This window comes from Streptomyces sp. FXJ1.172 (assembly GCF_001636945.3).
GTDB lineage: Bacteria > Actinomycetota > Actinomycetes > Streptomycetales > Streptomycetaceae > Streptomyces.
In genome coordinates this window covers 6,443,498-6,466,095 of record NZ_CP119133.2, presented here as the reverse complement: position 1 = coordinate 6,466,095, position 22,598 = coordinate 6,443,498, and the positions used below count along the sequence as shown (strand labels likewise).

21 protein-coding genes are annotated in these 22,598 nt (G+C 72.0%); 9 read left to right on the top strand and 12 right to left on the bottom strand.

What is annotated here, in order from left to right; all coding sequences use genetic code 11:
- Positions 1-15: 15 nt before the first annotated feature.
- Positions 16-759 carry a zinc ribbon domain-containing protein gene (locus tag A6P39_RS29020; protein WP_079133088.1) on the bottom strand — a complete coding sequence of 248 codons (744 nt, stop codon included), beginning with the start codon at positions 757-759 and terminating at the stop codon, positions 16-18.
- Positions 760-772: 13 nt separating this feature from the next.
- Positions 773-1,612, bottom strand: a complete 840-nt coding sequence (locus A6P39_RS29015) for a Nif3-like dinuclear metal center hexameric protein (RefSeq protein ID WP_067039122.1) — start codon at positions 1,610-1,612, stop codon at positions 773-775.
- A gap of 187 nt (positions 1,613-1,799) precedes the next feature.
- Between A6P39_RS29015 and A6P39_RS29010 the strand changes: the two genes are divergently transcribed.
- Both A6P39_RS29010 and A6P39_RS29005 read left to right on the top strand, forming a co-directional pair.
- Positions 1,800-3,170, top strand: coding sequence for a hypothetical protein (locus A6P39_RS29010; protein ID WP_067039123.1), 1,371 nt, complete (start codon positions 1,800-1,802; stop codon positions 3,168-3,170).
- A gap of 96 nt (positions 3,171-3,266) precedes the next feature.
- A complete protein-coding gene (locus tag A6P39_RS29005) occupies positions 3,267-3,425 on the top strand; it encodes a hypothetical protein (RefSeq protein WP_199840651.1) in 159 nt (52 codons plus the stop codon).
- A gap of 91 nt (positions 3,426-3,516) precedes the next feature.
- On the opposite strand, the gene A6P39_RS29000 is transcribed toward A6P39_RS29005, so the two are convergent.
- From A6P39_RS29000 to A6P39_RS28990, 3 genes are read right to left on the bottom strand one after another with little or no spacing between them, the layout of a single operon-like run.
- Complete coding sequence (locus A6P39_RS29000; RefSeq protein WP_067039124.1) at positions 3,517-4,458, bottom strand: 3-oxoacyl-ACP reductase; 942 nt, start codon at positions 4,456-4,458, stop codon at positions 3,517-3,519.
- 11 nt (positions 4,459-4,469) lie between these two features.
- A complete protein-coding gene (locus tag A6P39_RS28995; protein ID WP_067039125.1) occupies positions 4,470-5,546 on the bottom strand; it encodes a Zn-dependent alcohol dehydrogenase in 1,077 nt (358 codons plus the stop codon).
- Positions 5,547-5,576: 30 nt separating this feature from the next.
- A complete protein-coding gene (locus A6P39_RS28990) occupies positions 5,577-6,452 on the bottom strand; it encodes a MaoC/PaaZ C-terminal domain-containing protein (RefSeq protein WP_067039126.1) in 876 nt (291 codons plus the stop codon).
- A gap of 443 nt (positions 6,453-6,895) precedes the next feature.
- On the opposite strand from A6P39_RS28990, the gene A6P39_RS28985 reads away from it, so the two are divergent.
- Positions 6,896-8,197, top strand: coding sequence for a sensor histidine kinase (locus A6P39_RS28985; RefSeq protein ID WP_067039127.1), 1,302 nt, complete (start codon positions 6,896-6,898; stop codon positions 8,195-8,197).
- On the opposite strand, the gene A6P39_RS28980 is transcribed toward A6P39_RS28985, so the two are convergent.
- Entirely contained in the window at positions 8,175-9,746 is a 1,572-nt protein-coding gene (locus A6P39_RS28980) for an alpha-L-arabinofuranosidase B (RefSeq protein WP_067039128.1), read from the bottom strand. The genes A6P39_RS28985 and A6P39_RS28980 overlap by 23 nt on opposite strands.
- Positions 9,747-9,905: 159 nt before the next feature.
- Complete coding sequence (locus A6P39_RS28975) at positions 9,906-10,748, bottom strand: class I SAM-dependent methyltransferase (protein ID WP_067039129.1); 843 nt, start codon at positions 10,746-10,748, stop codon at positions 9,906-9,908.
- Positions 10,749-10,850: 102 nt separating this feature from the next.
- On the opposite strand from A6P39_RS28975, the gene A6P39_RS28970 reads away from it, so the two are divergent.
- The gene (locus A6P39_RS28970; protein WP_067039130.1) at positions 10,851-11,492 is read left to right on the top strand and encodes a response regulator transcription factor; all 642 of its coding nucleotides are present in this window, start codon (positions 10,851-10,853) and stop codon (positions 11,490-11,492) included.
- 47 nt (positions 11,493-11,539) lie between these two features.
- Here A6P39_RS28970 and A6P39_RS28965 read toward each other — a convergent pair whose 3' ends face one another.
- Positions 11,540-12,736: a lipid-transfer protein gene (locus A6P39_RS28965; protein WP_067039131.1), complete on the bottom strand. Its 1,197-nt coding sequence runs from the start codon at positions 12,734-12,736 to the stop codon at positions 11,540-11,542.
- A gap of 196 nt (positions 12,737-12,932) precedes the next feature.
- On the opposite strand from A6P39_RS28965, the gene A6P39_RS28960 reads away from it, so the two are divergent.
- The 5 genes from A6P39_RS28960 (at position 12,933) to A6P39_RS28940 (ending at position 18,505) form a co-directional block, all read left to right on the top strand.
- Positions 12,933-14,681: an MFS transporter gene (locus A6P39_RS28960; RefSeq protein ID WP_067039132.1), complete on the top strand. Its 1,749-nt coding sequence runs from the start codon at positions 12,933-12,935 to the stop codon at positions 14,679-14,681.
- 116 nt (positions 14,682-14,797) lie between these two features.
- On the top strand, positions 14,798-15,466 hold the full coding sequence (locus tag A6P39_RS28955) for a class I SAM-dependent methyltransferase (protein WP_107304198.1): 669 nt from the start codon (positions 14,798-14,800) through the stop codon (positions 15,464-15,466).
- 22 nt (positions 15,467-15,488) lie between these two features.
- Positions 15,489-16,448 (top strand): N-acetylmuramoyl-L-alanine amidase, encoded by a 960-nt coding sequence (locus tag A6P39_RS28950; RefSeq protein ID WP_199840652.1) that lies wholly within the window; start codon positions 15,489-15,491, stop codon positions 16,446-16,448.
- A gap of 85 nt (positions 16,449-16,533) precedes the next feature.
- Positions 16,534-17,367 carry a hypothetical protein gene (locus A6P39_RS28945; protein ID WP_067039133.1) on the top strand — a complete coding sequence of 278 codons (834 nt, stop codon included), beginning with the start codon at positions 16,534-16,536 and terminating at the stop codon, positions 17,365-17,367.
- A 127-nt stretch (positions 17,368-17,494) separates the two neighbouring features.
- Positions 17,495-18,505, top strand: coding sequence for an LLM class F420-dependent oxidoreductase (locus A6P39_RS28940; protein ID WP_067039134.1), 1,011 nt, complete (start codon positions 17,495-17,497; stop codon positions 18,503-18,505).
- Positions 18,506-18,509: 4 nt separating this feature from the next.
- Here A6P39_RS28940 and A6P39_RS28935 read toward each other — a convergent pair whose 3' ends face one another.
- The 4 genes from A6P39_RS28935 to A6P39_RS28920 all read right to left on the bottom strand — a co-directional run bounded on the left by A6P39_RS28935 (position 18,510) and on the right by A6P39_RS28920 (position 22,403).
- Positions 18,510-19,082 (bottom strand): hypothetical protein, encoded by a 573-nt coding sequence (locus A6P39_RS28935; protein ID WP_067039135.1) that lies wholly within the window; start codon positions 19,080-19,082, stop codon positions 18,510-18,512.
- 119 nt (positions 19,083-19,201) lie between these two features.
- Entirely contained in the window at positions 19,202-20,275 is a 1,074-nt protein-coding gene (locus A6P39_RS28930) for a prenyltransferase (RefSeq protein WP_067039136.1), read from the bottom strand.
- Entirely contained in the window at positions 20,272-21,018 is a 747-nt protein-coding gene (locus A6P39_RS28925) for a class I SAM-dependent methyltransferase (RefSeq protein ID WP_067039137.1), read from the bottom strand. The genes A6P39_RS28930 and A6P39_RS28925 overlap by 4 nt, the downstream gene beginning before the upstream one ends.
- Entirely contained in the window at positions 21,012-22,403 is a 1,392-nt protein-coding gene (locus A6P39_RS28920; protein WP_067039138.1) for a glycosyltransferase family 4 protein, read from the bottom strand. Before A6P39_RS28920 ends, A6P39_RS28925 begins: the two co-directional genes overlap by 7 nt.
- Positions 22,404-22,598: the final 195 nt, after the last annotated feature.

Genomic DNA, 22,598 nt, shown 5'->3' with positions numbered 1-22,598 from the left:
CGACAAGCCCCTTGTCTACAGACCCGACTCGGCCGTACGCACCAGGATGCGGCGGCAGTTCTCACAGCGCACGACGGTGTCCGGTGCCGCCGCGCGGATCTCGCTCAGCTCGGTGATCGCCAGCTCCTGGCGGCAGCCCTGGCAGGTACGGGCGTACAGCTTGGCAGCGCCGATGCCGCCCTGCTGCTCGCGCAGCTTGTCGTAGAGCTTGAGGAGGTCCGCCGGGACGGACGCGGCCACGACCTCGCGCTCCTTCGTCACCGTGCCGGCCTCGCCGTCGATCTCCTCGAAGGCCGCGTCCCGGCGCGCGGTCGCGTCGTCGATCCTCGACTGCACGGAGGCGACCCGCTCGGTCAGCTCGCCCACCCGCTCCTGCGCGGCCTCACGGCGCTCCATGACCTCGAGGACCACGTCCTCCAGGTCGCCCTGGCGCTTGGCGAGGGAGGCGATCTCGTGCTGCAGGTTGGACAGGTCCTTCGGCGAGGTGACCGCGCCGGAGTCCAGGCGCTGCTGGTCGCGGGCGGCGCGCTGGCGCACCTGGTCCACGTCCTGCTCGGCCTTGGTCTGCTCGCGGGCGGTGTCGCTCTCCTCGGTCTGCGCGGCCACCAGCAGGTCGCGCAGCTGCGTGAGGTCCTTGTTCAGCGTGTCGATCTCGGCGTGCTCCGGCAGCGACCTGCGCTTGTGCGCGAGCTGCTGGAGGCGGACGTCGAGGGCCTGGACGTCGAGGAGTCGGATCTGGTCGGCGGGCGCGGCGTTCAGTTGGGGGCTCCTGTTAGCTACTCGAAGGGGTGGACGCCGCGTGGGCGGTCCAGGGGTCGGTGACCGTCTTGGAGACATGGACGCGCAGGTCCCAGCCGTGGCGGTCGGAGATCTCGTCGAGCTGGCTCGCGGCCAGCTCGCACCAGGGCCACTCGGTGGCCCAGTGCGCCGCGTCCAGCAGCGCGAGCGGGCTGTGCGCGACAGCCTCGGAGGCCGGGTGGTGGCGCAGGTCGGCGGTGAGGAAGGCGTCGACGCCCGCCGCGCGGACCTGGTCGAAGAGGCTGTCACCGGAGCCGCCGCTGACGGCGACCGTGCGGACGACGGCCTCGGGGTCGCCCGCCACCCGGATGCCCTGCACGGTGGCGGGCAGCCGCTCGGCGGCCCGGGCGGCCAGCTCGCGCACGGTCAGCGGGTGGTCCAGCTCGCAGATCCGGCCGAGGCCCCGGCGGCCCGCCGGGTCGGTGGGGTCCGGGACCAGGGGGCCGACGACGCGCAGGTCCAGCGCGCCCGCCAGTGCGTCCGAGACACCCGGGTCCGCCGTGTCGGCGTTGGTGTGGGCGACGTGCAGGGCGATGTCGTTCTTGATCAGCGTGTGCACGACGCGGCCCTTGAAGTGGGTCGCCGCCACCGTCGTCGTACCGCGCAGGTAGAGCGGGTGGTGGGTGACCAGCAGATCGGCACCCAGCTCGACCGCCTCGTCGACGATCTCCTGCACGGGGTCGACGGCGAACAGGACGCGGGCGACCTCCTGGCCGGGGTCGCCCGCCACCGTGCCGACCGCGTCCCAGGACTCGGCCCGCTCGGCGGGCCACAGGCTCTCCAGCGCGGCGATGACTTCAGACAGACGGGGCACGGGAAAAGGCTACCTGGCTGTTCGGCGCGGCCGTACCGCATCCGCATGGTCTTGTCCCGCTCAGCACAAACGCCCCGGTTTCCTCAGGTGAATCGCTTCTGCGCCACCCGTATGTGTGAAGCAGGCTTCGGCCGGTCCCACGCCCGCGCGTACGAAAACTAGCTTCGTCGCTGGAGGTGACCGAACGATGACGGTCTGTGCGATCGTGCCCCCGTCCACGGACGGTGCGGACGAGAAGGCGGGGACGGTCTGCGCCCTCACGGCGGACGGGGCGTACGCCGCCCGGCTCGCGCTGGACGGCGACTGCTGGTTCCCGGAGCGCTGGACGCTGGACGGCCCGGAGCCGTACGCGGTGCCGCTGCCCGGCAACCAGCCGGAGGAGCCCGGCACCGAGGTGCAGCCCCTGGCCGACGGCCGGGTGCTGATCCACCGGCTGATCGAGCGCCGGCACGCCTTCTCGCTGCTGTATCCGACCGGGCCCGGCACCGGTGAGCTGCCGCTGGGCGCGGTGGAGTGCCCCGAGCCCGGCAGCCGGCTGACGCTGCTGCCGCCCGCACCGGGGGGCACGCGGGCGTACGCCCTCGCCGTCGGGCCGCGCTCCAGCACGGTCTGGCTGGTGGCGGGCGGCGCCTTCGGTCCGGAGCGGCTCGCCGAGGTGCCGGGGAGCTGCTCGGGCGGGGTGTGGCTGGACCGCGCCGGGCGGATGCTGGCACTGGACCGGGAGCTGGGCGGGCCGGTCAAGGCGGTCGTGGTGGACCTGGAACGCGCCGAGGTCTCGCCCCTGCTGCAGATCACGGCCGACAGCGAGGACCGGCTGCTGCTCGCGGACCCCGACAGCGGGTTGCTGCTCATCTCCTCCGACGCGCCCTCACCCGGGCAGGAACGATTGGGCTGGGGGGTGCTCGGCAGCACGCTGCCGGTGCGCTTCCCGGAGTCCCTGCGGGTGCCCGGCTGCGTGGTGACACCGTTCGCGATCCAGCCGGGGCAGGTGCTGACGCCGGAGAGCTGCGCGGTGGCGCTGCGCGTCGACGGGCCGCTCACCAGCTGGGTGGGCACCTGGCGGCCGAACGGGCGGCGGATGAGCCACCTTCCGGCGCCCGGGGGGTGGCTGACCGGCACCGGGTGGTGGACACAAGACGGGGTACTGCGGCTGCCGTACACCACACAGGAGACCCCCTGCGGGGTGGCGGACCTGACGGCACCCAGGGGGGAGGCGGCCGGGGCGGGCGGCATGGCCGCAGCACGGGGGGAGACGGCTGCGGCAGGCGGCACAGCCGCAGGGCCGCAGGAAACAGCTGCGGCGAGCAGAACCGCCACGGTGCAGGGGGAGACGGCCGCGGCGGGCAGAACCGTCGTAGCGCCGGAGGAAGCGACCGCGGTGAGCTGTACCGCCGCGGTGCGGGGGGACGCGGGTCCGGAGGGAACGGTCCGGGACGGCACGGCAGCCGGGGCGCCCGAGGCGTCACGGCAGCCGACGGAACCGGACCCTCCGGAACCTGTGGTGGCACGTCCTGTGCCGTTGCAGCAAGCACCCCTGGGGCGTCTTGTAACGAACTAGTGCCGGTTGGCGTGTGCGCCTGGATTCGGCCCGTGGTGCGCCGGTTAAACTCGCCGGGCTGTACGAAAGATCATGTTGACGGGGTGAATTCTTCCGATGAGCGACACCAGCACCACCGAGAAGCTGTCTGCCGACTCTCAGGACGCGTCCGGCCACGGCCGGCACCGGGGCCCGATCGCGGCCCAGGACAATGAGACGGCTCCGCACGGGCGGCACCGCAAGCCGGCCGCGGAGACCACCGAGGCAGCTGCCTGACGGTCGTAGGACAGAGGGGGTGCCCGCATGGGCACCCCCTCCTCCCTTTGCTCACCCGCGTCGCTTCTTGCTCACCCGCGTCGCCTTTTGCTCACCCGCGTTTGAGGCCGAGCACCTCCGCCGCCGCGAAGGTCTCCCCCGGCGGCCGGTCCGCGTAGTGCGGGGTGAGCAGCGCGTCGAGTTCCTCGTGGGTGAACGTCTCCTGCTTGCTGTCGAACTTCGCCTGCACCCGCGGCCGTTCGACGATCGCGACCATGCCGCCGTGGACGACGAGGAGCTGGCCCGTGATCCGGGCGGCGGCCGGTGCCGCCAAGTAGCCGACGAGCGGGGCGACATGCTCGGGGGCCAGCGGGTCCAGGCCCTCGTCCGGTGCGGCGAAGCCCGCGAAGACGTCCTCGGTCATCCGGGTCCGGGCGCGCGGGCAGATCGCGTTGACCGTGACGCCGTAGCGGGCGAGGGCGAGGGCGGTGGAGGTGGTCAGGCCGACGATTCCGCCCTTCGCGGCGGCGTAGTTGGGCTGGCCCGCGGAACCGGCGAGGAACGCCTCCGAGGAGGTGTTCACGATCCGCCCGTAGACCTTCTCCCCCCCGGCCGCCTTGGACCGCTGCCGCCAGTGCGCGGCGGCGAAGTGGGTGGTGTTGAAGTGGCCCTTGAGGTGGACCCGGATCACCGAGTCCCACTCGTCCTCGGTCATGGAGAAGACCATGCGGTCGCGCAGGATGCCCGCGTTGTTGACGAGGATGTCGAGCTTGCCGAATTCGGCGACCGCCAGCTCGACCAGCTCGCGGGCCTGTGCGAAGTCGGCGACGTCTCCGCAGTGGGCGACCGCTTCGCCGCCTTGTGCGCGTATTTCGGCGACGACCTCTTCCGCGGGACCCGCCGAGGCCGCGCCCGAGCCGTCCCGGCCCGAGCGGCCGTGGTCGTTGACGACGACGGCCGCGCCGAGCCGGGCGAGTTCCAGCGCCTCGGCCCGGCCGAGCCCGCGCCCGGCGCCGGTGACGACCGCCGCCATCCCCTGCAGTGGCAGTGACATGCGCCGCGTCCTCAGATCTCGATGCACGTACGCAGGGCGGTCCCGGTACGCATCTGGTCCAGTGCCTCGTTGATCTCCGCCAGCGGCACCCGGTGGGTGATCAGGCCCGCCAGGTCGATACGGCCGGCCCGCCACAGGGCGATCGCCCGTTCGTAGGAGCGCAGCACGTCCCCGCCGCCGTACATGGACGGCAGGATGCGCTTCTCGTCGAAGAACAGCTCGAACATGTTCAGCTGGAGGAAGTCGTCCATGGCGCCCGCGCCGACCACCACGAGGGTGCCGCCGCGCCGGGTGTTCTCGTAGGCGGTGCGGGCGGTGGCGGACCTGCCGACGACCTCGAAGACGTAGTCGAAGCCCTCGCCGCCGGTGACCTGCGCCTTGGCGCCGGCCAGTTCGTCGGGCGGGACGGCCTTCGTGGCGCCGAACTTCAGCGCGGACTCGCGGCGGGAGGCCACCGGGTCCACGGCGACGATCTCCGCGGCGCCCTTCAGCCGTGCGCCCTGGATCGCCGAGATGCCGACGCCTCCGCAGCCGATGACGGCGACCGACGAACCGGCCGCCACGTCGGCGGTGTTGAGGGCGGCACCGAGTCCGGTGGTCACCCCGCAGCCGATCAGCGCGGCGACGTCGAAGGGCACGTCCTCGGGGATGGGCACGGCGCAGCCCGCGTCGACCACGACCTCCTCGGCGAAGGTGCCGGTGCCCGCGAAGCCGAAGACGTCACCGCCGGCGCGCTTGAAGTTCGGGGTGCCGGCGTTCATGAACCCGGCCAGGCACAGCTGGGTCTGGCCGCGTTTGCAGGCCGGGCAGGCGCCGCAGGCGGGCAGCCAGCAGATCACGACCCGGTCGCCCGGCTTCAAGTGCCGGACGTTCTCGCCGACTTCGAGGATCTCCCCGGCCCCTTCGTGACCCGGCACGAACGGCGCGGGCTGCGGCAGCACCCCGCTCATCGCGGACAGGTCGGAGTGGCACAGCCCGGTGGCGCGCACCCGGACCCTGACCTTCCCGGGCCCGGCGCCCACGGCCTCGACGTCGTCGTGGACCTCGAGCTTTTCCTGGCCGGTCTCGTGCAGTACGGCTGCGCGCATGGTGCGGCTCTCCCCTCGAGAGTGGACTGCTCAGGAGTGTCGGACGATGGTGTCGGAGAGGACCGGCGCGTCGTCCCGTTCGACCGCGCTCACGGCCACCCGCACGCTCCCCTCCCCCTGCCACATCCGGATGCGCAGGGTCTCCCCGGGGAACACGACCCCGGCGAACCGGGTGGTGTACGACCGCACCCGGCTCACGTCCCCGCCGAGCAGCGTGTCCACGACCGCCTTGAGCGTGATGCCGTAGGTGCACAGTCCGTGCAGGATCGGCCTGTCGAAGCCGGCCCGCCCCGCGAACTCGGGGTCGGCATGCAGCGGATTCCAGTCACCGCTGAGGCGGTAGAGGAGGGCCTGCTCCGGGCGGATCGGCCGCTCGACGATCCGGTCGGGCTCGCCGGCCGGCGGGTCCAGCCGGACGGACGGGCCGCGGTCGCCGCCCCAGCCGCCTTCCCCGCGTACGAAGATCTCGGCGTCGTTCGTCCACAGCGGGCCGTCGGCGTCGGCGACCTCGGTGCGCAGGACCAGGATGGCGGCCTTGCCCTTGTCGTACACGGCGGCGAGCCGGTTGGTCGCGGTCGCGGTGCCCTCGGCCGGGAGGGGACGGTGGATCTCCAGCGTCTGCCCGCCGTGCAGGACCTTGGCGAGTTCGACCTCGACACCGGGCATGGACAGCCCGCTGATCACTCCGGGCGCGCCGGAGCCCGCGACGGTGGCGAAGCTCGGCAGGACGTGCAGCCGTGACTCCAGGGTGTAGCGCAGCTCGTCGGGGTCGGTGGCGGGGCTGTGTCGGTCGGGATTCGTGCCCGCGCCGATGCCGAGGTGGTAGAGCTGGACGTCCTTGGCGGTCCAGGAGATCTCACCGGTACGGGGTTCGGCCGCGAGGGCCTTTGCTGCGTCGATGGGCATACGGCTCCTGACACTGGCGGTTCAAGACCCCGGCGCGGTCGTCCGCACCGTCGGCCGCACCGAGGTCGTCCACGGGCGGATCTAGAACGCGTTCCAATCCGGCGCCCTCTGTATAGCCGAGCGCTCCGCAGTTGTGAAGGCTCCTGACGCAGTGTCAGGTCAGTGTCAGGTTCGCGGTCGGTGACATTTGTACTGCCCGAGTCCGTACATGCGCATCTGCCCGGGGCGGGCCCGGCGCCGTAGCGTCGTAGGTATGACGTCCCCGCACCGGTCCGCCCTGCGGGGCACGGCCGGGCACGGCCGGGCGCGGCCGCGGTGGACGGGCGCGCCCCCGGTGCCGGTGCCATCATCGTGCTGACGGTGTGGCTGAGACTGTTCGGTTCGTACGCTGTGCTGTCGCACCGCCGTGGGGCGGAGACCATGTGATCGGGGGAAACACGGATATGACGTGGACGCGGAGAGTCCGGAGCCGGGCGCGGGAGTGGCGGACGGCTCGGATCGAGTGGAAGGCGGAGCACGAGCGCTGGAAGGCGGAGCACGAGCGTTTCAAGGCCGCGCAGCGGGCCGCCGGCAAGAAGGGCGGGGTCCCGGACGTCGACCGTCCGGGCCCGCCGCCCACCGGCTTCGCGCTGCTGCCCTGGCTGCTGATGGGGATGGGGGCCTTCTCCAACCTGCTCCAGGGCAAGACCCCGAACCCGCTGATCGGCGGTCTGGGCCTGCTGGCCTTCAACTCCCTGTACATCTACGTCACGTTCCGCTCCTTCGAGCGGGAGAAGCGCGAGGCCGTCTCCACCCGGGTGGCACTGCTGCTGATGGGCCTGGTGACCACGGGCCTGGCCCTCGGTTACGGCGGCAGCTGGCTGTTCTTCTTCCCACTGCTGGGGCTCGCGACGGGCGCCGCGCTGCGCGGGCCGTGGCTGGGCCGGACGGGGGTGCTGCTGGCCGCGTACGCCGGTGCGATCTCGGGCGTCCGCGACGGCTCGGACGCGGTGAACATCGCCTACGGCACCTTCCTGTCCAGCATGGTGACCGCCGCGATCCTCGGCCTGTCCGAGGCGGTACGGGAGCTGCGGACCGCGCGCGAGGAGCTGGCCCGGCGCGCGGTGGAGAAGGAGCGGCTGCGCTTCTCGCGCGATCTGCACGACCTGCTCGGGCACACGCTGTCCGTGATCGTGGTGAAGTCGGAGGCGGCCCGGCGGCTGGCCCCGCGGAACATGGACGCGGCGCTGGGCCAGATCGCGGACATCGAGTCGGTGGGCCGGCAGGCGCTCACCGAGATCCGCGAGGCCGTGACCGGCTACCGGGAGGGCAGCCTCGCCACCGAGCTGACCCGGGCCCGCTCGGCACTGTCCGCCGCGAGCGTGAAGCCGGTGGTACGCCAGTCCGGCGAGCCGCTCGACCCGCAGACCGAGGCGCTGCTCGGCTGGGTGGTGCGCGAGGCGGTCACCAACGTGGTCCGGCACAGTGACGCGAGCCGCTGCGAGATCACGGTCGAGAGCGGCGCCGAGCAGGCGCGGCTCACCGTCACCGACAACGGCACCGGCACCGGCAAGCCGGCCGGCCGGCCCCAGCAGGGCATCGGCGGTACGGGGCTGAAGGGGCTGACCGAGCGCCTCGCGGCGGCGGGCGGCTCGCTCACGGCCGGCCCGTCGCTGCGCGGCGGCTTCACGGTCACCGCCGAACTCCCGGTGGAGTCGGATCGGTTGACGAAGGAGGCGGTGACTACGGCGCCCAGGGCGAGCTGACCGCCCAGCTGACGTCGTCGGTCCACGACGTACTGCTGTCGAAGTCGTTGGACCCGCCGTCGCTCGCTATGTAGAGGTTGTAGTCGTAGTGGCGCAGGTATCTCGTCGGGTAGTTGTACGACGCGAACGAGGTGCCGGTGCCGCTCTTGCCGGTCTGCGGGCAGAAGGTGGCGTCGGCCCGGAACTGGGCGGTGCCGTCCATGGGCTGCCGGTAGAGCTTGAAGTTGAAGTGCCGCAGGTAGTCACCGGGGTAGTTGCGCGACTCGAAGGAGACGCAGGAGCTGTCGGCGAGGCCCTTGCGGACGATCCAGGTGGCGTCGTTCTTGTCGAGGGCCGAGCTGCTCGAGGTGACGGAGGACAGCACGCCCGCGTTGTTCTGGTGCCGGACGTAGTCGCCGGTGCAGCAGGACGTGGTCGCGCGCAGCGAGATCTCCGAGCCCGCGCTCAGCGTGCCGGTGCTGCCGGTCGAGCCGCCGTAGCCGACGGAGACGATGTCGGACTGGACGGCGGCGTCGGCGGCGTCGGTCGGGATGCCCGAGGTCATCACGCCCTCGAAGAAGGAGCCGATGGAGCCGTTGCTGTTGTCACCGCCGGTGCCGAGGACGATGGCGCCCTCCTGGTGCATGGGCGAGTAGCCACTGCTGGTGGTGGGTTCACTGCCGGAATAGGTGGTGGTGAGCCCACCCGATTGCGCATTTCCGTATTTCAGCGCGAAATGGTTCTGCCCGTTGTTCTTGAGCAGCGCGGTCACGAACGGCATCGCGCCCGTGCCGGTGTTGGACGAGTTCGTGCTGTAGCCGAGGTTGGACTGGAACAGCCCGTTCTCCAGGTCGGCCTGCACCCAGGGGCCGGAGCCGTAGCAGGGCGAGAACCAGCACTCGGTGCCGAAGTTGATGGCGTCCATGTGCCCGTTGCCGGTGTCCTTGTTGTTCGTCTCGGCGTTGCCGTAGTCGAAGCAGCAGGAGCCGTTGACGTGGGTGCCTGAGGTCACCATGTACATCCCCTCGGCGGCACCGTTGGTGGCGACGCCCGAGGTGGAGTCGTTGCGGTAGCCCATGCCGGCGGAGATCTCCAGGCCGTAGACCTGGTGGCCGCCGACGGTCACCGGCAGCGCGTCCGCGGGCGCCCCCACATCGGCGGCACCGGCCCCGCCCGCGCCCTCGACCGTGAGGTTGTTGTGGCGGGAGGACTGGTCGTAGATCTTGGTGATGATGCAGGTCGTGCCGGAGCAGAAGGAGTCCTGGGCGGCCGCGTCGGCGTACCCGCCGGCGGACAGCAGCCCGATGTCCTTCGTGGCGCTGTCCGAGGCTCGCCGCACCTGGTACAGCGAGCCGTTGTACGAGGAGTACAGCGCCCGGACCAGGCTGTGCGCGGCGACACAGGGAGTGCCCGCCGCGGCGTAGATGTCGCAGGGCAGCGAACTCGCCGCGGCCGCCTGCGGCGCACCGGTGCCGAGCAGCAGCGCGACGAGGGTGGCACAGACGGCGAGCACGGACAGGACGGCGCTTCTCAGGCGCCGGGGACGGACGTGGGGGGAACTCAGGAGCACGGTGCACCTCGGGTTCGTCGTAGGGCGGTGCGGGTTGGGGGTGACGCCTGACAGCGCCTGTCCGATATCCCGAACGACGTTCGATCGAAATACCGAACCTATTCGACTGTTGAATTAGCGGGGATTTCTTGAAATGCAGGGGCGATTGTTTGGGCGGACTCAGACGGCGTCAAGACCCGCTGCACCGGAAAATGGTGATTCTTTAATCGCCGGCCGCCGCGCCATGAGCAGCGGCTGGAAGAAACCCGTCTCTTCAGGCATCAGCCAGACGATGTCCGCGAATCCCTCGGCGGCGGCGAATCCGGCGAGCCGGTCCCGCCCGAGCGCCCAGTAGACGCACCGCCGGACCCGGACGCGCCACTCCTGCTGTTCCCCTTGCTCCCCCTGCTCCCCTTGCCCCGGGAGCAGTTGGAAGTGCTCCAGGTCGTAGTGCTCGCCGTCCTCGTGCCAGTGCCAGAGCTGGAAGGTGACGGTGCGTCCGGTGCCGTCGGCGGGCTCGTGCACCTGCGGGGGCGTCGAGGCCGGACGGTCGCGCAGCAGGTCGTCGTAGCGGCGGGTGCTGACGAGCAGCCGCCCGCCGGGCCGCAGCACCCGGCGCATCTCGGCCAGCGCGGCCCGCACGTCCCCCTCCGTGAGGAGGTGGGGCAGCCCGTTGTCGGCGCAGACGACGGCGTCGAACCGGCCGTCGGCCAACGGCAGTTGCCGCATGTCCGCCACCGCGGTGACCAGCCCCGCCCCGAGCCGGCCGGCCTCCCGCCGGGCTCGCGCCACGGCCCCGGCGCTGAGATCGGTCCCGACGACCCGATGACCGCGCAGGGCGAGCCCGAGCGCCTGCGTCCCGATCCCGCAGGCACAGTCCAGCACGGCCGCACCCGCCCGCCCGATCAGGGCGTCCAGGGCGGCGCCCTGCCGGCGCACGGACGCCTCCCAGTCCGGGTAGATCAGGTGGTAGTCCTCGGCCAGTTCGTCGTAGAAACGGGACGTCGACGCAGCGTCAGGCATGCCGGAAGCCTAGTGCGGGCCCGGGCCCCGGGTCCGGCGCGGGGGAATCCCCCGGTCACGGTGAGCGGATGCGGCCGGGCTCCACGGCCGTAGGCTGAGCCCATGAACGAGATGCCCCGGGACGGCAGGCCCGCCACGTGCATCCGGGTTCTGCTCGCAGAGGACCAGGGGATGATGCGGGGGGCCCTCGCGCTGCTGCTCGGCATGGAGGACGACATCGAGGTCGTCGCCCAGGTCTCCCGAGGTGACGCGATCGTCGAGGCGGCGCTGCTGCACCGGCCGGACGTGGCCCTGCTGGACATCGAACTGCCGGGCGCCAGCGGGCTGGACGCGGCGGCCGAGCTGCGCGAGCAGGCGCCGGGCTGCCGGGTGCTGATCCTCACCACCTTCGGCAGGCCCGGCTATCTGCGCCGGGCCATGGAGGCCGGGGCGGCCGGGTTCCTCGTCAAGGACGGGCCCGTGGAGGAACTGGCCGTGGCGATCCGGCGCGTGCTCACCGGTGAGACCGTGGTCGATCCGGCGCTGGCCGCCGCCGCGCTCAGCGCCGGGCCGAATCCGCTGACGGCCCGCGAGTGCGACGTGCTGAAGGCGTCGGTGGACGGGGCGACGGTCGCCGACATCGCCGGCCGGCTGCATCTGTCCGAGTCCACCGTCCGGAACTACCTGTCCTCCGCCATCGGCAAGACGGGCACCCGGAACCGGACCGAGGCGGTACGGGAGGCCCGGCAGCAGGGGTGGCTGTGAACCCCGCATCAGCCGTGGCCCGGCGGCCGGCCGCGGCTGACCCTTTCCTACGCCCCCCGCAGCACCGTCACCACCGCCGCCCCGCCCAGCCCGATGTTGTGCGCGAGTCCCACCCGCGCCCCGGGCACCTGGCGCTCCCCCGCCGCACCGCGCAACTGCCAGACCAGTTCGGCGGCCTGGGCGAGGCCGGTCGCGCCCAGCGGGTGGCCCTTGGAGATCAGCCCGCCGGACGGGTTCACCACCCATCGGCCGCCATACGTCGTCGCGCCCGACTCGACCAGCTTCCCGGACTCCCCCGGTGCGCACATGCCGAGCGCCTCGTACGTGAGCAGTTCGTTGACCGAGAAGCAGTCGTGCAGCTCGATCACGTCGACGTCCTCGATGCCGAGCCCGGAGCGCTCGTACGCCTGGCGGGCCGCCTCGCGGGACATGGGCTGTCCGACGACGTCGATGCAGGAGCCGGAGGCGAAGGACTCCTCGGTGTCCGTGGCCATGGCCTGCCCGGCGATCTCCACCAGCCCGCCGAGCCCGCGCCGCGAGGCGAACCGCTGCGACACGACCACGGCCGCCGCCGCCCCGTCCGACGTCGGCGAGCACTGGAGCTTGGTCAGCGGCCGGTGCACCATCCGCGCGGACAGGATGTCGGCCACCTCGTACACGTCCCGGAACTGCGCGTACGGATTGTGTGCGGAGTGCCGGTGGTTCTTGGCGGCGACGGCGGCGAGCTGGGCCTCGGTGGTGCCGTACCGCTCCATGTGCTCGCGGGCCGCGTCGCCGAAGATCTGCGCGGTCGGCGGGGCCGGCTCGAAGCCGTGCCGGGCGGCCATGACGCCGTAGTGCCGGGCCACGGGGGACGTCCCCCATCCATCGGCGGCCGCGCCGTCGGCCCCGCCGCCCAGCGCGCCCTTCTTCATCTTCTCGAAGCCGAGCGCGAGCACGCAGTCGGCCGCGCCGCCCTCGACGAGCTGCCGGGCCAGCATCAGCGCGGTCGAGCCGGTCGCGCAGTTGTTGTTGACGTTGTAGACGGGGACACCGGTGAGCCCCAGCTCGTACACGGCCCGCTGGCCGGCGGTGGAGGGCTGGAAGCAGTAGCCGATGGGAACCTGTTCCACATCCTCGTAGGCGATCCCGGCATCCGCCAGGGCCGCCTCGCCCGCTTCCCGCACCATGTCCCAGTACTGCCATGAACGGGTCTCGGGCTTCTCGAACCTGGTCATCCCGACCCCGGCGACATAGGCCTTCATGGCGCGTCAGAGTAGAACGTGTTCCATCAACATGCCAGCCCCCTGGCGGCAAGCGCGCCGGTTTCCTGACAGTGCGCCAGGAACCCATGAACAGGTCAAGGATTGGCCAGGTTTGATTAGGGGCCCGAAGCAACGGAATAGTTGCCTGTGCATACGAGGTTTACCGAGCACTTATGTTCACGGGAGGCCTCACTCAATGACCCACACGACGACCGACCAGCCGGCGCGGCAGGCAAGCGGGGCCGTGGTCCCGGTGCTCGCCTTCGCGGGCATCGTGGTCGCGGTGATGCAGACCCTGCTCGTGCCGGTCATCAAGGACCTGCCGCAGCTGCTGAGCACCGCCCCCAGCAACGCCACCTGGGTACTGACCTCGACCCTGCTCTCCGGCGCCGTCGCCACCCCGATCATGGGCCGCCTCGGCGACCTGTACGGCAAGCGGCGGATGCTGATCGTCAGCCTCGCCGTCATGGTGGTCGGCGCCCTGGTCAGCGCGCTCACCAGCCAGCTGCTCACCATGATCGTCGGCCGTACTCTGCAGGGCTTCGCCATGGGCGCGATCCCGCTCGGCATCGGCCTCATGCGCGACATGCTCCCCCGCGAGAAGCTCGGCTCGGCCATGGCCCTGATGAGTTCCTCCATAGGCGTCGGCGGCGGCCTCGCCCTGCCCGCCGCCGCCCTGGTCGCGGAGCACACCAACTGGCACGTCCTGTTCTACGGCGCCGCCGGCCTCGGCGCGCTCGCCATCGCCCTCACCCTGCTCGCCGTGCCCGAGTCCCCGATGCGCGCGGAGGGCTCCTTCGACCTCGCGGGCGCGCTCGGCCTGTCCACCGGCCTGGTGCTGCTCCTGCTGCCGATCACCAAGGGCAGCGACTGGGGCTGGTCCTCCGGCACCACGCTCGGCCTGTTCGCCGCTTCCGTCGTCGTCCTCGTCCTGTGGGGCCTGTTCGAACTGCGGATCAAGGCGCCCCTGGTCGACCTGCGCACCACCGCACGCCCCGCCGTGCTCTTCACCAACCTCGCGTCGATCATGGTCGGCGTCGCGTTCTACGTCGTCTCGCTGGTCCTGCCCCAGCTGCTCCAGCTGCCGAAGGCCACCGGCTACGGCCTCGGCCAGTCCATGGTCGTCGCGGGCCTGTGCGTGGCTCCGCTGGGCCTGACCATGATGTTCACCGCCCCGGTCTACGCCCGCCTGTCCGCCCGCTTCGGCCCCAAGGTCACCCTGATCATGGGTCTGCTGATCATCGCGATCGGCTACGGCGGCGGCCTCGGCCTGATGGACGCGGCCTGGCAGACGATCGTCACGTCCGTGATCCTCGGCGCCGGCATCGGCCTCGCCTACTCCTCGCTGCCCGCGCTGATCGTCGGCGCGGTCCCCGCCTCGGAGACCGGCGCGGCCAACGGCCTGAACACGCTGATGCGTTCCATCGGCACGTCGGTGTCGAGCGCCGTCATCGGCATGGTGCTGGCCAACACCGCGAACAAGGCGGGCGGCGTCGCCATCCCGACCATGCACGGCTTCCGGGTCTCCTTCCTGATCGCCACGGCGGCCGTCGCGCTGGGTCTGCTGCTCGCGCTGTTCCTGCCGAAGGCCGGCCGCCCGGCTCAGCAGCAGCACACTCAACTGCGGGCCAGCAGCGAGGAGGACGCCGTCCTGGAGCTGGCCGAGGAGGCGCTGCGGGGCTTTCGCGGCCGGGTCCTGGACGCCACCGGTGTCCCCGTCGCCCGGGCCAAGGTCACGCTGATCGACCGGCGCGGGCGGCAGGCCGGGGCGACCGTCTCCGGCGAGGACGGCACGTATGCGCTGGCCGTGCCGGCCCAGGGGGCGTACGTGCTGGCCGCGATGGCCTCCGGCCATGGGCCGCTCGCCTCTTCCGCCACGCATTCCGGTGAGGAGCGGGCTGTCGATCTGGACCTCTCCCTGCCCGGGGAGGCCGTGAGCGCCTAGAATCCGGGCGGTTTCCTCCAGGTTCGCGGCTTTCCCTCCGTACCCCCTGTCCGCACGTGACAGGGGGTACGGCAGCATGGGCGGCCGGAAACGTCGTACGAACCGGAAGGCCCCCCATGTCCGCCGCCTCCGCCGCTGTGCCCGCCCCCAAGCCCGAGATCCTGGCCGCGTTCGAGGCGGCCAAGGGGTTCATGCCCGTGGACGAGGGGCTGGCGCTGTACGCGGCCGCGGTGGAGGCCGGGCGGCTGGGGCTGCCGTTGCTGGAGGTCGGGACGTACTGCGGGCGCTCCACCGTGCTGCTCGCCGACGCGGCCCGCGCGGCCGGGGTCAGCGCGGTGACCGTCGACCACCACCGGGGCAGCGAGGAGCAGCAGCCCGGCTGGGAGTACCACGACCCCGAGACCGTGGACCCCGAGGTCGGGCTGATGGACACGCTGCCGGCGTTCCGCCGCACGCTGTTCAGGGCCGGGCTCGAGGAGCACGTGATCGCGCTGGTCGGCCGCTCCCCGCGGATCGCCGCGCTCTGGAACTCCCCGCTCGGCCTCGTCTTCGTCGACGGCGGCCACACCGACGAGCACGCCGGCGCCGACTACGAGGGCTGGGCGCCGCATGTGGCCGAGGGCGGTCTGCTGGTGATCCACGACGTCTTCCCCCATCCGGAGGACGAGTTCACCGGGCAGGCGCCGTACCGCGTGTACCTGCGGGCCCTTGCGTCCGGCGCGTTCGAGGAGGCCTCCGTCACCGGTTCGCTCCGAGTCCTGCGGCGAACGCGCGCGGGGATCTGAGACCCCGGTTAGAGTCGCAGACGTGTCGTACACAGGCCCGGAATTCGAACCCCCGCAGCCGCGCCGGCCCCGGCGCGGCCCCCTGACCGTGGCGCTGGCCGCGCTGGTTCCCGGCGCACTGCTCGGCTGGGTGGTGTACGAGGCCGTGGGGGGTGGCGGCGGCGCGGACCGCGCGGCTTCCGCCGCACCGGCCTCCCGTACGTCCGCCGCGCCCTTCGGCGCCTCGGGCAGCTCCGCCTCGCCCACCGGATCCTCCGCCGCTTCGTCGTCCGCCCAGGACGCCAAGGGGGACGGCGCCCCCGGGTCGCTCGCGGGCAAGGTCGTGGTCATCGACCCGGGCCACAACCAGGGCAACTTCCAGCACACGGCCGAGATCAACCGCCAGGTCGACATCGGGACGAACAAGAAGGAGTGCGACACCACTGGTACGTCCACCAACGACGGTTACACCGAGGCCCGGTTCACCCTCGACGTCGCCCACCGGCTGCGCACGCTGCTGGAGAAGCAGGGCGCCACGGTGAAGCTGACCCGTGACGGGAACACTCCGGCGTGGGGGCCGTGCGTGGACGAGCGGGCCCGGTTCGGGAACAACGCCCGTGCCGACGCCGCGATCTCCATCCACGCCGACGGCTCCGCGGAGGGCGACCGCGGCTTCCACGTGATCCTGCCGGGGTCCGTGCACGCGGGTGCGGCGGACACCCGGAAGATCGTCGGACCCTCGACCGACCTGGGCAAGCGCATCGCGGGGAACTTCCTCCGTGACACCGGTGAGCCGCCGTCCAACTACGTCGGCAAAGGTACCGGTCTCGTTACGCGTACGGACCTCGGTGGTCTCAATCTGTCAACAGTTCCGAAGGTGTTCATCGAGTGCGGCAACATGCGCGATAGCAAGGACGCGGCACTGCTGACCAGCGGAGCCTGGCGGCAGAAGGCGGCGCAAGGGATGTCTGACGGAATCGTGAGTTTCCTGCGCGAGTCGTGACCGGCGGGTGGATACGGCCGGACGGCCGGATCTTGCGGACGGTAGTGTCTACCGACGACGAGAGACGACCTACGAAGGACCTGAAGTGAATATCCGCTCCCTCACTAGAGGCGACGGCGTGGTGATCGGAGCAGCGGTGGTGCTGTTGATCGCGTCGTTCCTCAGCCTCTACTCGATCGACGGAGTCAGCAGCTCGGAGATCCCCAACGCCTGGAGCAGCGGCCCGGTGCTGATGGGTGTCGTCCTGGCGGGTGTCATCGGCGCCGCACTGATCGTCGTCGCTCGCGGGCTGCCGCAGGCGCCCAAGGTCGCCGGTCTCGACCTCGGCACGTTCGGCATCGCGTTCACCGTCTTCGCCGCGTGGAGCGCGCTCGGCAACATCTTCGACCCGGCGGGCGCCTTCGACAACATGGGCGGCGGCTCGAACGGCGGCTTCAGCGCCGGCAGCGGCCTGATCCTGGCCCTCGTCGCCACGCTGGTCCTGGCCGGCGCGGCCGTCGCCACCCCGCTGGTCCCGGCCCTGCAGGGCACGCTGCTCCCGGCCGCCAAGCCGGCTGCCCCGCAGCCCTACGGCGCGCAGCCGCCCGGTGGTTACGGCTACCCGGGTGCCCCGGCCCCGCAGCAGCCGTACGGTGCCCAGCCGCAGCCGGGGCAGCCGTTCGGGCAGCAGCAGCCGGCCGCGCAGGGTGCCCCGCCGGCTGCGCCGCAGCCCGCCGCCGCGGACTTCTCGCCGTTCTGGTTCGCCGTGCCGGTGGCCCGTCCGCTGTTCGGCGAGGACGGCGCGCCGACCCCGATCGCCGAACTGGCGCCGGGGACCTGGTACTTGGCCGTCGAGCAGCGCGGTGCCACGCTGGTCGCGCAGACCCAGGACGGCCGCCGCGGTGTCCTGCAGGACACCTCCGGCATCCAGCGCGGCTGATCCCGCACACCGCCACGGCAACGGCCCCCCGCCCTTCCGGGCGGGGGGCCGTTGCCGTACTCTCGCCTCCCGGCAGCGATCTGACGACTCGTCAGCAGACGCGCCGGGAGACAGGGAGGGCAGGGGCATGCGGCTCGGTCTCGCACTCGGGTACTGGGGACGCGGTCCGGACGCCGGTCATGTGCCGCTGGCCGTCGCCGCGGAGCGGCTCGGCTACGACTCGGTGTGGACGGCGGAGTCCTGGGGCTCGGACGCCTTCACCCCGCTCACCTGGATCGCGGCGCGCACGTCAACGATCAGGCTGGGCACGGGCGTCGCCCAGATGGCCGCCCGCACACCGGCCGCCACCGCGATGCACGCGCTCACCCTGGACCACCTCTCCGGCGGGCGGGTGCTGCTCGGCCTGGGCCTGTCCGGACCGCAGGTGGTGGAGGGCTGGTACGGCCGCCCGTTCCCCAAGTCGCCGCTGACCGCGACCCGCGAGTACGTGGACGTCGTACGGCAGGTGCTGCGCCGGGAAGGGCCCGTCGAGGCGGCCGGACGCTTCCATCCGCTGCCCTACCGGGGGCCGGAGGGCACCGGGCTCGGCCGGCCGCTGAAGTCCATCACCCACCCGCTGCGGCCCGACCTGCCCGTGCTGCTCGGCGCCGAGGGCCCGAAGAACGTGGCGCAGACGGTCCGGATCGCCGACGGCTGGCTGCCGCTGTACTGGGCGCCCAGCCGGCCCGAGGTGTACGGGGAGGCCGTGCGGAAACTGCCCGAGGGGTTCATGGTGGCTCCACTGGCCCAGGTGCGGGTGTGCGACGACGTGGCCGAGGGACTGCTGCCGGTCAAGGCCATGCTCGGCTTCTACATCGGCGGAATGGGGCACGCGGCCCGCAACTTCCACGCCGACCTGATGGCCCGCATGGGCTACGAGGAGCAGGCCCGGCGGATCCAGGAGCTGTTCCGGGCCGGGCGGCGCGAGGAGGCCGTACTGGCCGTGCCGGACGACTTCGCCGACGAGATCTCGCTGGTCGGGCCGCGTGAGCGCATCGCCGAGCGGCTCGTGGCGTGGCGTGCGGGGCCGGTGACCGACCTGCTGGCCGTGTCACCGGACCCGCACACCCTCAGGGTGCTGGCCGAGCTGAACTCCTAGCCCGCTAGCTGCCCTTGGTGAGCTGGGCGGCCGAGGGCACTTTGTTCTGGACCGGGGCACCGGCGCCGGCGCCCGCGCTCTTGACCTTGTTGACGGTGTCGTTGAAGGAGCCGGCGGCGCTGTCGTCACCGTTCTTGAGCTTGGCCGGCAGGTTCTTCAGCGCCTCGATGCCCGAGCTGAGCGGTGCGAGTGCCTTGGCCAGCTTGGGGTCGCCCTGGGCGTTGCGCTCGGCGGCCTTGAGCCGGTTGTAGGTGAAGGTACCGGCCAGGGCGGCCTTCACCAGGGCCGACTTGCGGCCGTGGGCGCCCTTCTTGAACTCGCCCGCCTTCCAGGGCTTCACGATCCACTGGTAGGTCGCGCCGGCCGCGAGACCGGCGTTGGCCACGAACCGGGTCTTGGCGAGCTTCTGCCGCTGCGCCGAGGCGGTCGGGCTGGGAGTGGCGGCGGCGGGGGCGGTCCGCACCGCCGCGGTGTCCTCCGTGCTGGTCTTCTCGCCTGTGCCGCAGGCCGTGGTCCCGGCCAGCAGGGCGGTACTGAGCGTGAGCGCCACGAAGAGGCGCCGTATCGGTACGGGCACGGGGTCCTCCGGACGTTGTCCCCGAGCGGCTGTTTCCTACGGCAGCCTCTCCTGATCCGCTCGGGTGCGCCACTTGGGGTAGTCCGGTCGAGTTCCGTCCGCGGGTGTGTTCCGGGGCGCTACCGGCCGCAGCAGTCCGGGTCCAGGCCCGCCGGCAGGTGTTCGCCGCCGAAGACCGCGCACGTCGCCTCATGGCCGCCGAGGGCCGCCACCGCGAGCAGCAGGGACCCCGCCGTCCACGACGTCAGCTCGCGCGGCCAGATCGCGTCGTCCTCGAAGACGTAGCCGGTCCAGTACAGACCGGACTCCGCATCGCGCAGGTGCTGGATGGACTGGAGGACCTCCAGCGCGCGGTCCGACTCCCCCACCGCCCACAGGGCGAGGGCGAGTTCGCTGGACTCGCCGCCGGTCACCCACGGGTTGGGGTCCACGCAGCGCACGCCGACGCCCGGTACGACGAACCGGTCCCAGGACTCGGCGATGCGGGCCTTGGCCTCCCCACCGGTCAGGGCGCCGCCGAGGACCGGGTAGTACCAGTCCATCGAGTAGCGGTCCTTGTCGAGGAAGCGCTCCGGATGGCGGCGGATCGCGTGGCGCAGCGCGCCGAGCGCCAACTCCCAGTCCGGCTGGGCCTCTTCACGCTGTTCGGCGATCGCGAGGGCACAGCGCAGCGCGTGGTGGATGGAGGAACTGCCGGTGAGCAGGGCGTCCGCGACGGGCGTACCGTCGTCGCCCTGCCGCCAGCCGATCTGGCCACCGGGCTGCTGGAGCGTGAGCACCCATTCCACGGCCGCGTAGACGGTCGGCCACATGCGGTCCAGGAACGTGTCGTCGCCGGTGGACAGGTAGTGGTGCCAGACGCCGACGGCTATGTAGGCGACGAAGTTCGACTCGCGGCCGCGGTCGGTGACGTCGTCGTGGGCGCCGTCGGCGTAGGCGGCGTACCAGGAGCCGTCCTCGTTCTGGTGCCGGGCGAGCCAGGTGTACGCCCGCTCGGCGGCCGTGTGCTCGCCCGCCGCGTCCAGGGCCATCGCGGCCTCGGTGTGGTCCCAGGGGTCCAGGTGGTGCCCGCGGAACCACGCGATGGCGCCGTCCTCCCGCTGCACGGCGAGGATGCCGCGGACGGTCGCGGCGGCCTGCTCGGCGGTGAGGACCCCGGGCAGGACGAGGTGTTCTGTCCGGGGGGTGGTCACTTGGCGGCCGCCCCTTCGGACAGGCGAGGCAGGTGGGGCTTGGTCGCGTAGACCACGAAACTCTTGCCGATCAGCGGGTTGAGCGCCTGCTCGGCGACCCGCGTGGCCAGCGGCTTCTTCATGATGTCCCAGACCAGGAGCTTGTGGTACGCCCGCACCGGCAGCGCCTTGTCGTTGTCGACGCCGAACGCGCACTTCAGCCACCAGTACGGCGAGTGCAGGGCGTGCGCGTGGTGGCTGCCGTACGGCCTCAGGCCGGCCTCGCGGACCTTCGCCGTCAGTTCGTGGGCCTTGTAGATGCGGATGTGGCCGCCCTCGACCTCGTGGTAGGCGTCGGACAGCGCCCAGCAGACCTTCTCGGGGCCGTAGCGGGGCACGGTGATCGCGATCCGTCCGCCCGGCTTGAGCACCCGCACCATCTCCGCCAGCACCCCCTTGTCGTCGGGGATGTGCTCCATCACCTCGGAGATGATGACGACGTCGAAGGACTCGTCCGGGAAAGGCAGGGCCAGCGCGTCGCCCTCCATGGCGGTGGCGGTGGCGCCGGCCGGTGCCTCCCCGGCCTCCTTCATCGCCGCGAACCACTTGGCGACCTCGCGGATCTCCTCGCCGTTCTGGTCCAGGGCCACGACCTGGGCGCCGCGCCGGTAGCACTCGAAGGCGTGCCGGCCGGCCCCGCAGCCGAGGTCCAGGACACGGTCGCCGGGGGCGAGCGGGAACCGGGAGAAGTCGACGGTCAGCACGTGGCCCTGCTTTCGGTGTAGACGCCTGTTGCGGCCGCGGGGCGGCCCTCGGTCTGCGCGGTGGGCAGCGCGGGGCGCGGACCACCGCTGCGGGCGATGGCCTCGCGGTAGTGGGCCACGGTGCCCTCGGCGGCCCGGGCCCAGGTGAAGTGCGCGAGCACCCGCTCCCGGCCGGCCCGGCCGAGCCGGGCGCGCAGCTCCGCATCGCCGAGCAGCCGTACCAGCCCGGCCGCCAGCGCGCCCGCGTCCGCCGGGGTCACGGCCAGACAGGTCTCGCCGTCGCGGCCCGCCACCTCGGGGATCGCGCCGCCGGTCGTGGCGATCAGCGGGGTGCCGGTGGCCATGGCCTCCGCGGCGGGCAGCGAGAAGCCCTCGTACAACGAGGGCACGCAGGCGACCTCGGCGGAGCGGATCAGGTCGACGAGTTCGGCGTCGGAGATGCCCTTGACGAACTCGACGGCGCCGGCGAGACCGTAGCGCTCGATCGCGGCGGCGACCGGCCCCTCCTCGGGGCGCTTGCCGACGACGACGAGGTGGGCGGCCGAGTGCTCGGTGCGCACCTTGGCCAGCGCCTCCACGAGGAAGACCAGGCCCTTGAGCGGCACATCGGCGCTGGAGGTGGTGACGATCCGGCCCGGCACCTCGGGGACCGCCGGATCAGGCGAGAAAAGGTCGGTGTCGGCGCCGATGTGGACGACGTGGACGCGGTCGTCGCGGACGCCGAGGTGGTCCACGATCTCCTGCCGGGAGGTGCCGGAGACGGTGAGGACCGAGGGCAGCCTGCGGGCGACGCGCTTCTGCATCCGGGTGAAGGCGTACCAGCGCCGGACCGAGTACCGCCGCTTCCAGCCCTCGGCCGCGTCCAGCTCCAACTGCCGGTCGACGGTGATGGGATGGTGGACGGTGGTCACGAGCGGAGCACCGATGTCCCCCAACAGCCCGTATCCCAGGGTCTGGTTGTCGTGGACGATGTCGAACTCGCCGCGCCGGGCGCGCAGATGACGGCGGGCGCGCAGCGAGAAGGTCAGCGGCTCGGGAAACCCGCCGGTCCACATCGTGGCGACTTCGAGGCCGTCGACCCAGTCCCGGTACTCGCCCAGGCCGGGGGTGCGGAAGGGGTCGGGCTGGCGGTACAGGTCCAGGCTGGGCAGCTCGGTGAGGGTGAGCCGGGGGTAGCCCTCGTCAAGCACGGGGTACGGCTGGGAGCCGATGACCTCGACGCGGTGCCCGAGCCGGGCCAGCTCGCGCGAGAGGTGCCGTACGTAGACGCCCTGGCCGCCGCAGAACGGGTTCCCTTTATAGGTGAGGAGCGCGATGTCGAGCGGTCGCCCGCCGTCGGCAGCGGAGTCCGTCCGGACGCCCGCTTCCCGGGCCTCAGCGGTCACTCTGTGCCCCCTTCTGCCTGCGATGTCCCGCGAGACTACGACGGGACGCTAATCTAGAACAAGTTTCAGACTTGATCGTTCAAGAGGCTCTGAATCTACCGGCAGGTAGGGGCACTGTGAGCAGTGGATCAGGTGATTCACGCCACGGCGGACCGCCCTGCCTGCTGTCTGATCACGTGCCCTACAGACGCCCTC

Coding starts and splice junctions, on each gene's coding strand:
- A6P39_RS29010 (WP_067039123.1), top strand. CDS start 1,800: ATGACGGTCTGTGCGATCGTGCCCCCGTCCACGGACGGTGCGGACGAG.
- A6P39_RS29005 (WP_199840651.1), top strand. CDS start 3,267: ATGAGCGACACCAGCACCACCGAGAAGCTGTCTGCCGACTCTCAGGAC.
- A6P39_RS29000 (WP_067039124.1), bottom strand. CDS start 4,458: ATGTCACTGCCACTGCAGGGGATGGCGGCGGTCGTCACCGGCGCCGGG.
- A6P39_RS28995 (WP_067039125.1), bottom strand. CDS start 5,546: ATGCGCGCAGCCGTACTGCACGAGACCGGCCAGGAAAAGCTCGAGGTC.
- A6P39_RS28990 (WP_067039126.1), bottom strand. CDS start 6,452: ATGCCCATCGACGCAGCAAAGGCCCTCGCGGCCGAACCCCGTACCGGT.
- A6P39_RS28985 (WP_067039127.1), top strand. CDS start 6,896: ATGACGTGGACGCGGAGAGTCCGGAGCCGGGCGCGGGAGTGGCGGACG.
- A6P39_RS28975 (WP_067039129.1), bottom strand. CDS start 10,748: ATGCCTGACGCTGCGTCGACGTCCCGTTTCTACGACGAACTGGCCGAG.
- A6P39_RS28970 (WP_067039130.1), top strand. CDS start 10,851: ATGAACGAGATGCCCCGGGACGGCAGGCCCGCCACGTGCATCCGGGTT.
- A6P39_RS28965 (WP_067039131.1), bottom strand. CDS start 12,736: ATGAAGGCCTATGTCGCCGGGGTCGGGATGACCAGGTTCGAGAAGCCC.
- A6P39_RS28960 (WP_067039132.1), top strand. CDS start 12,933: ATGACCCACACGACGACCGACCAGCCGGCGCGGCAGGCAAGCGGGGCC.
- A6P39_RS28955 (WP_107304198.1), top strand. CDS start 14,798: ATGTCCGCCGCCTCCGCCGCTGTGCCCGCCCCCAAGCCCGAGATCCTG.
- A6P39_RS28940 (WP_067039134.1), top strand. CDS start 17,495: ATGCGGCTCGGTCTCGCACTCGGGTACTGGGGACGCGGTCCGGACGCC.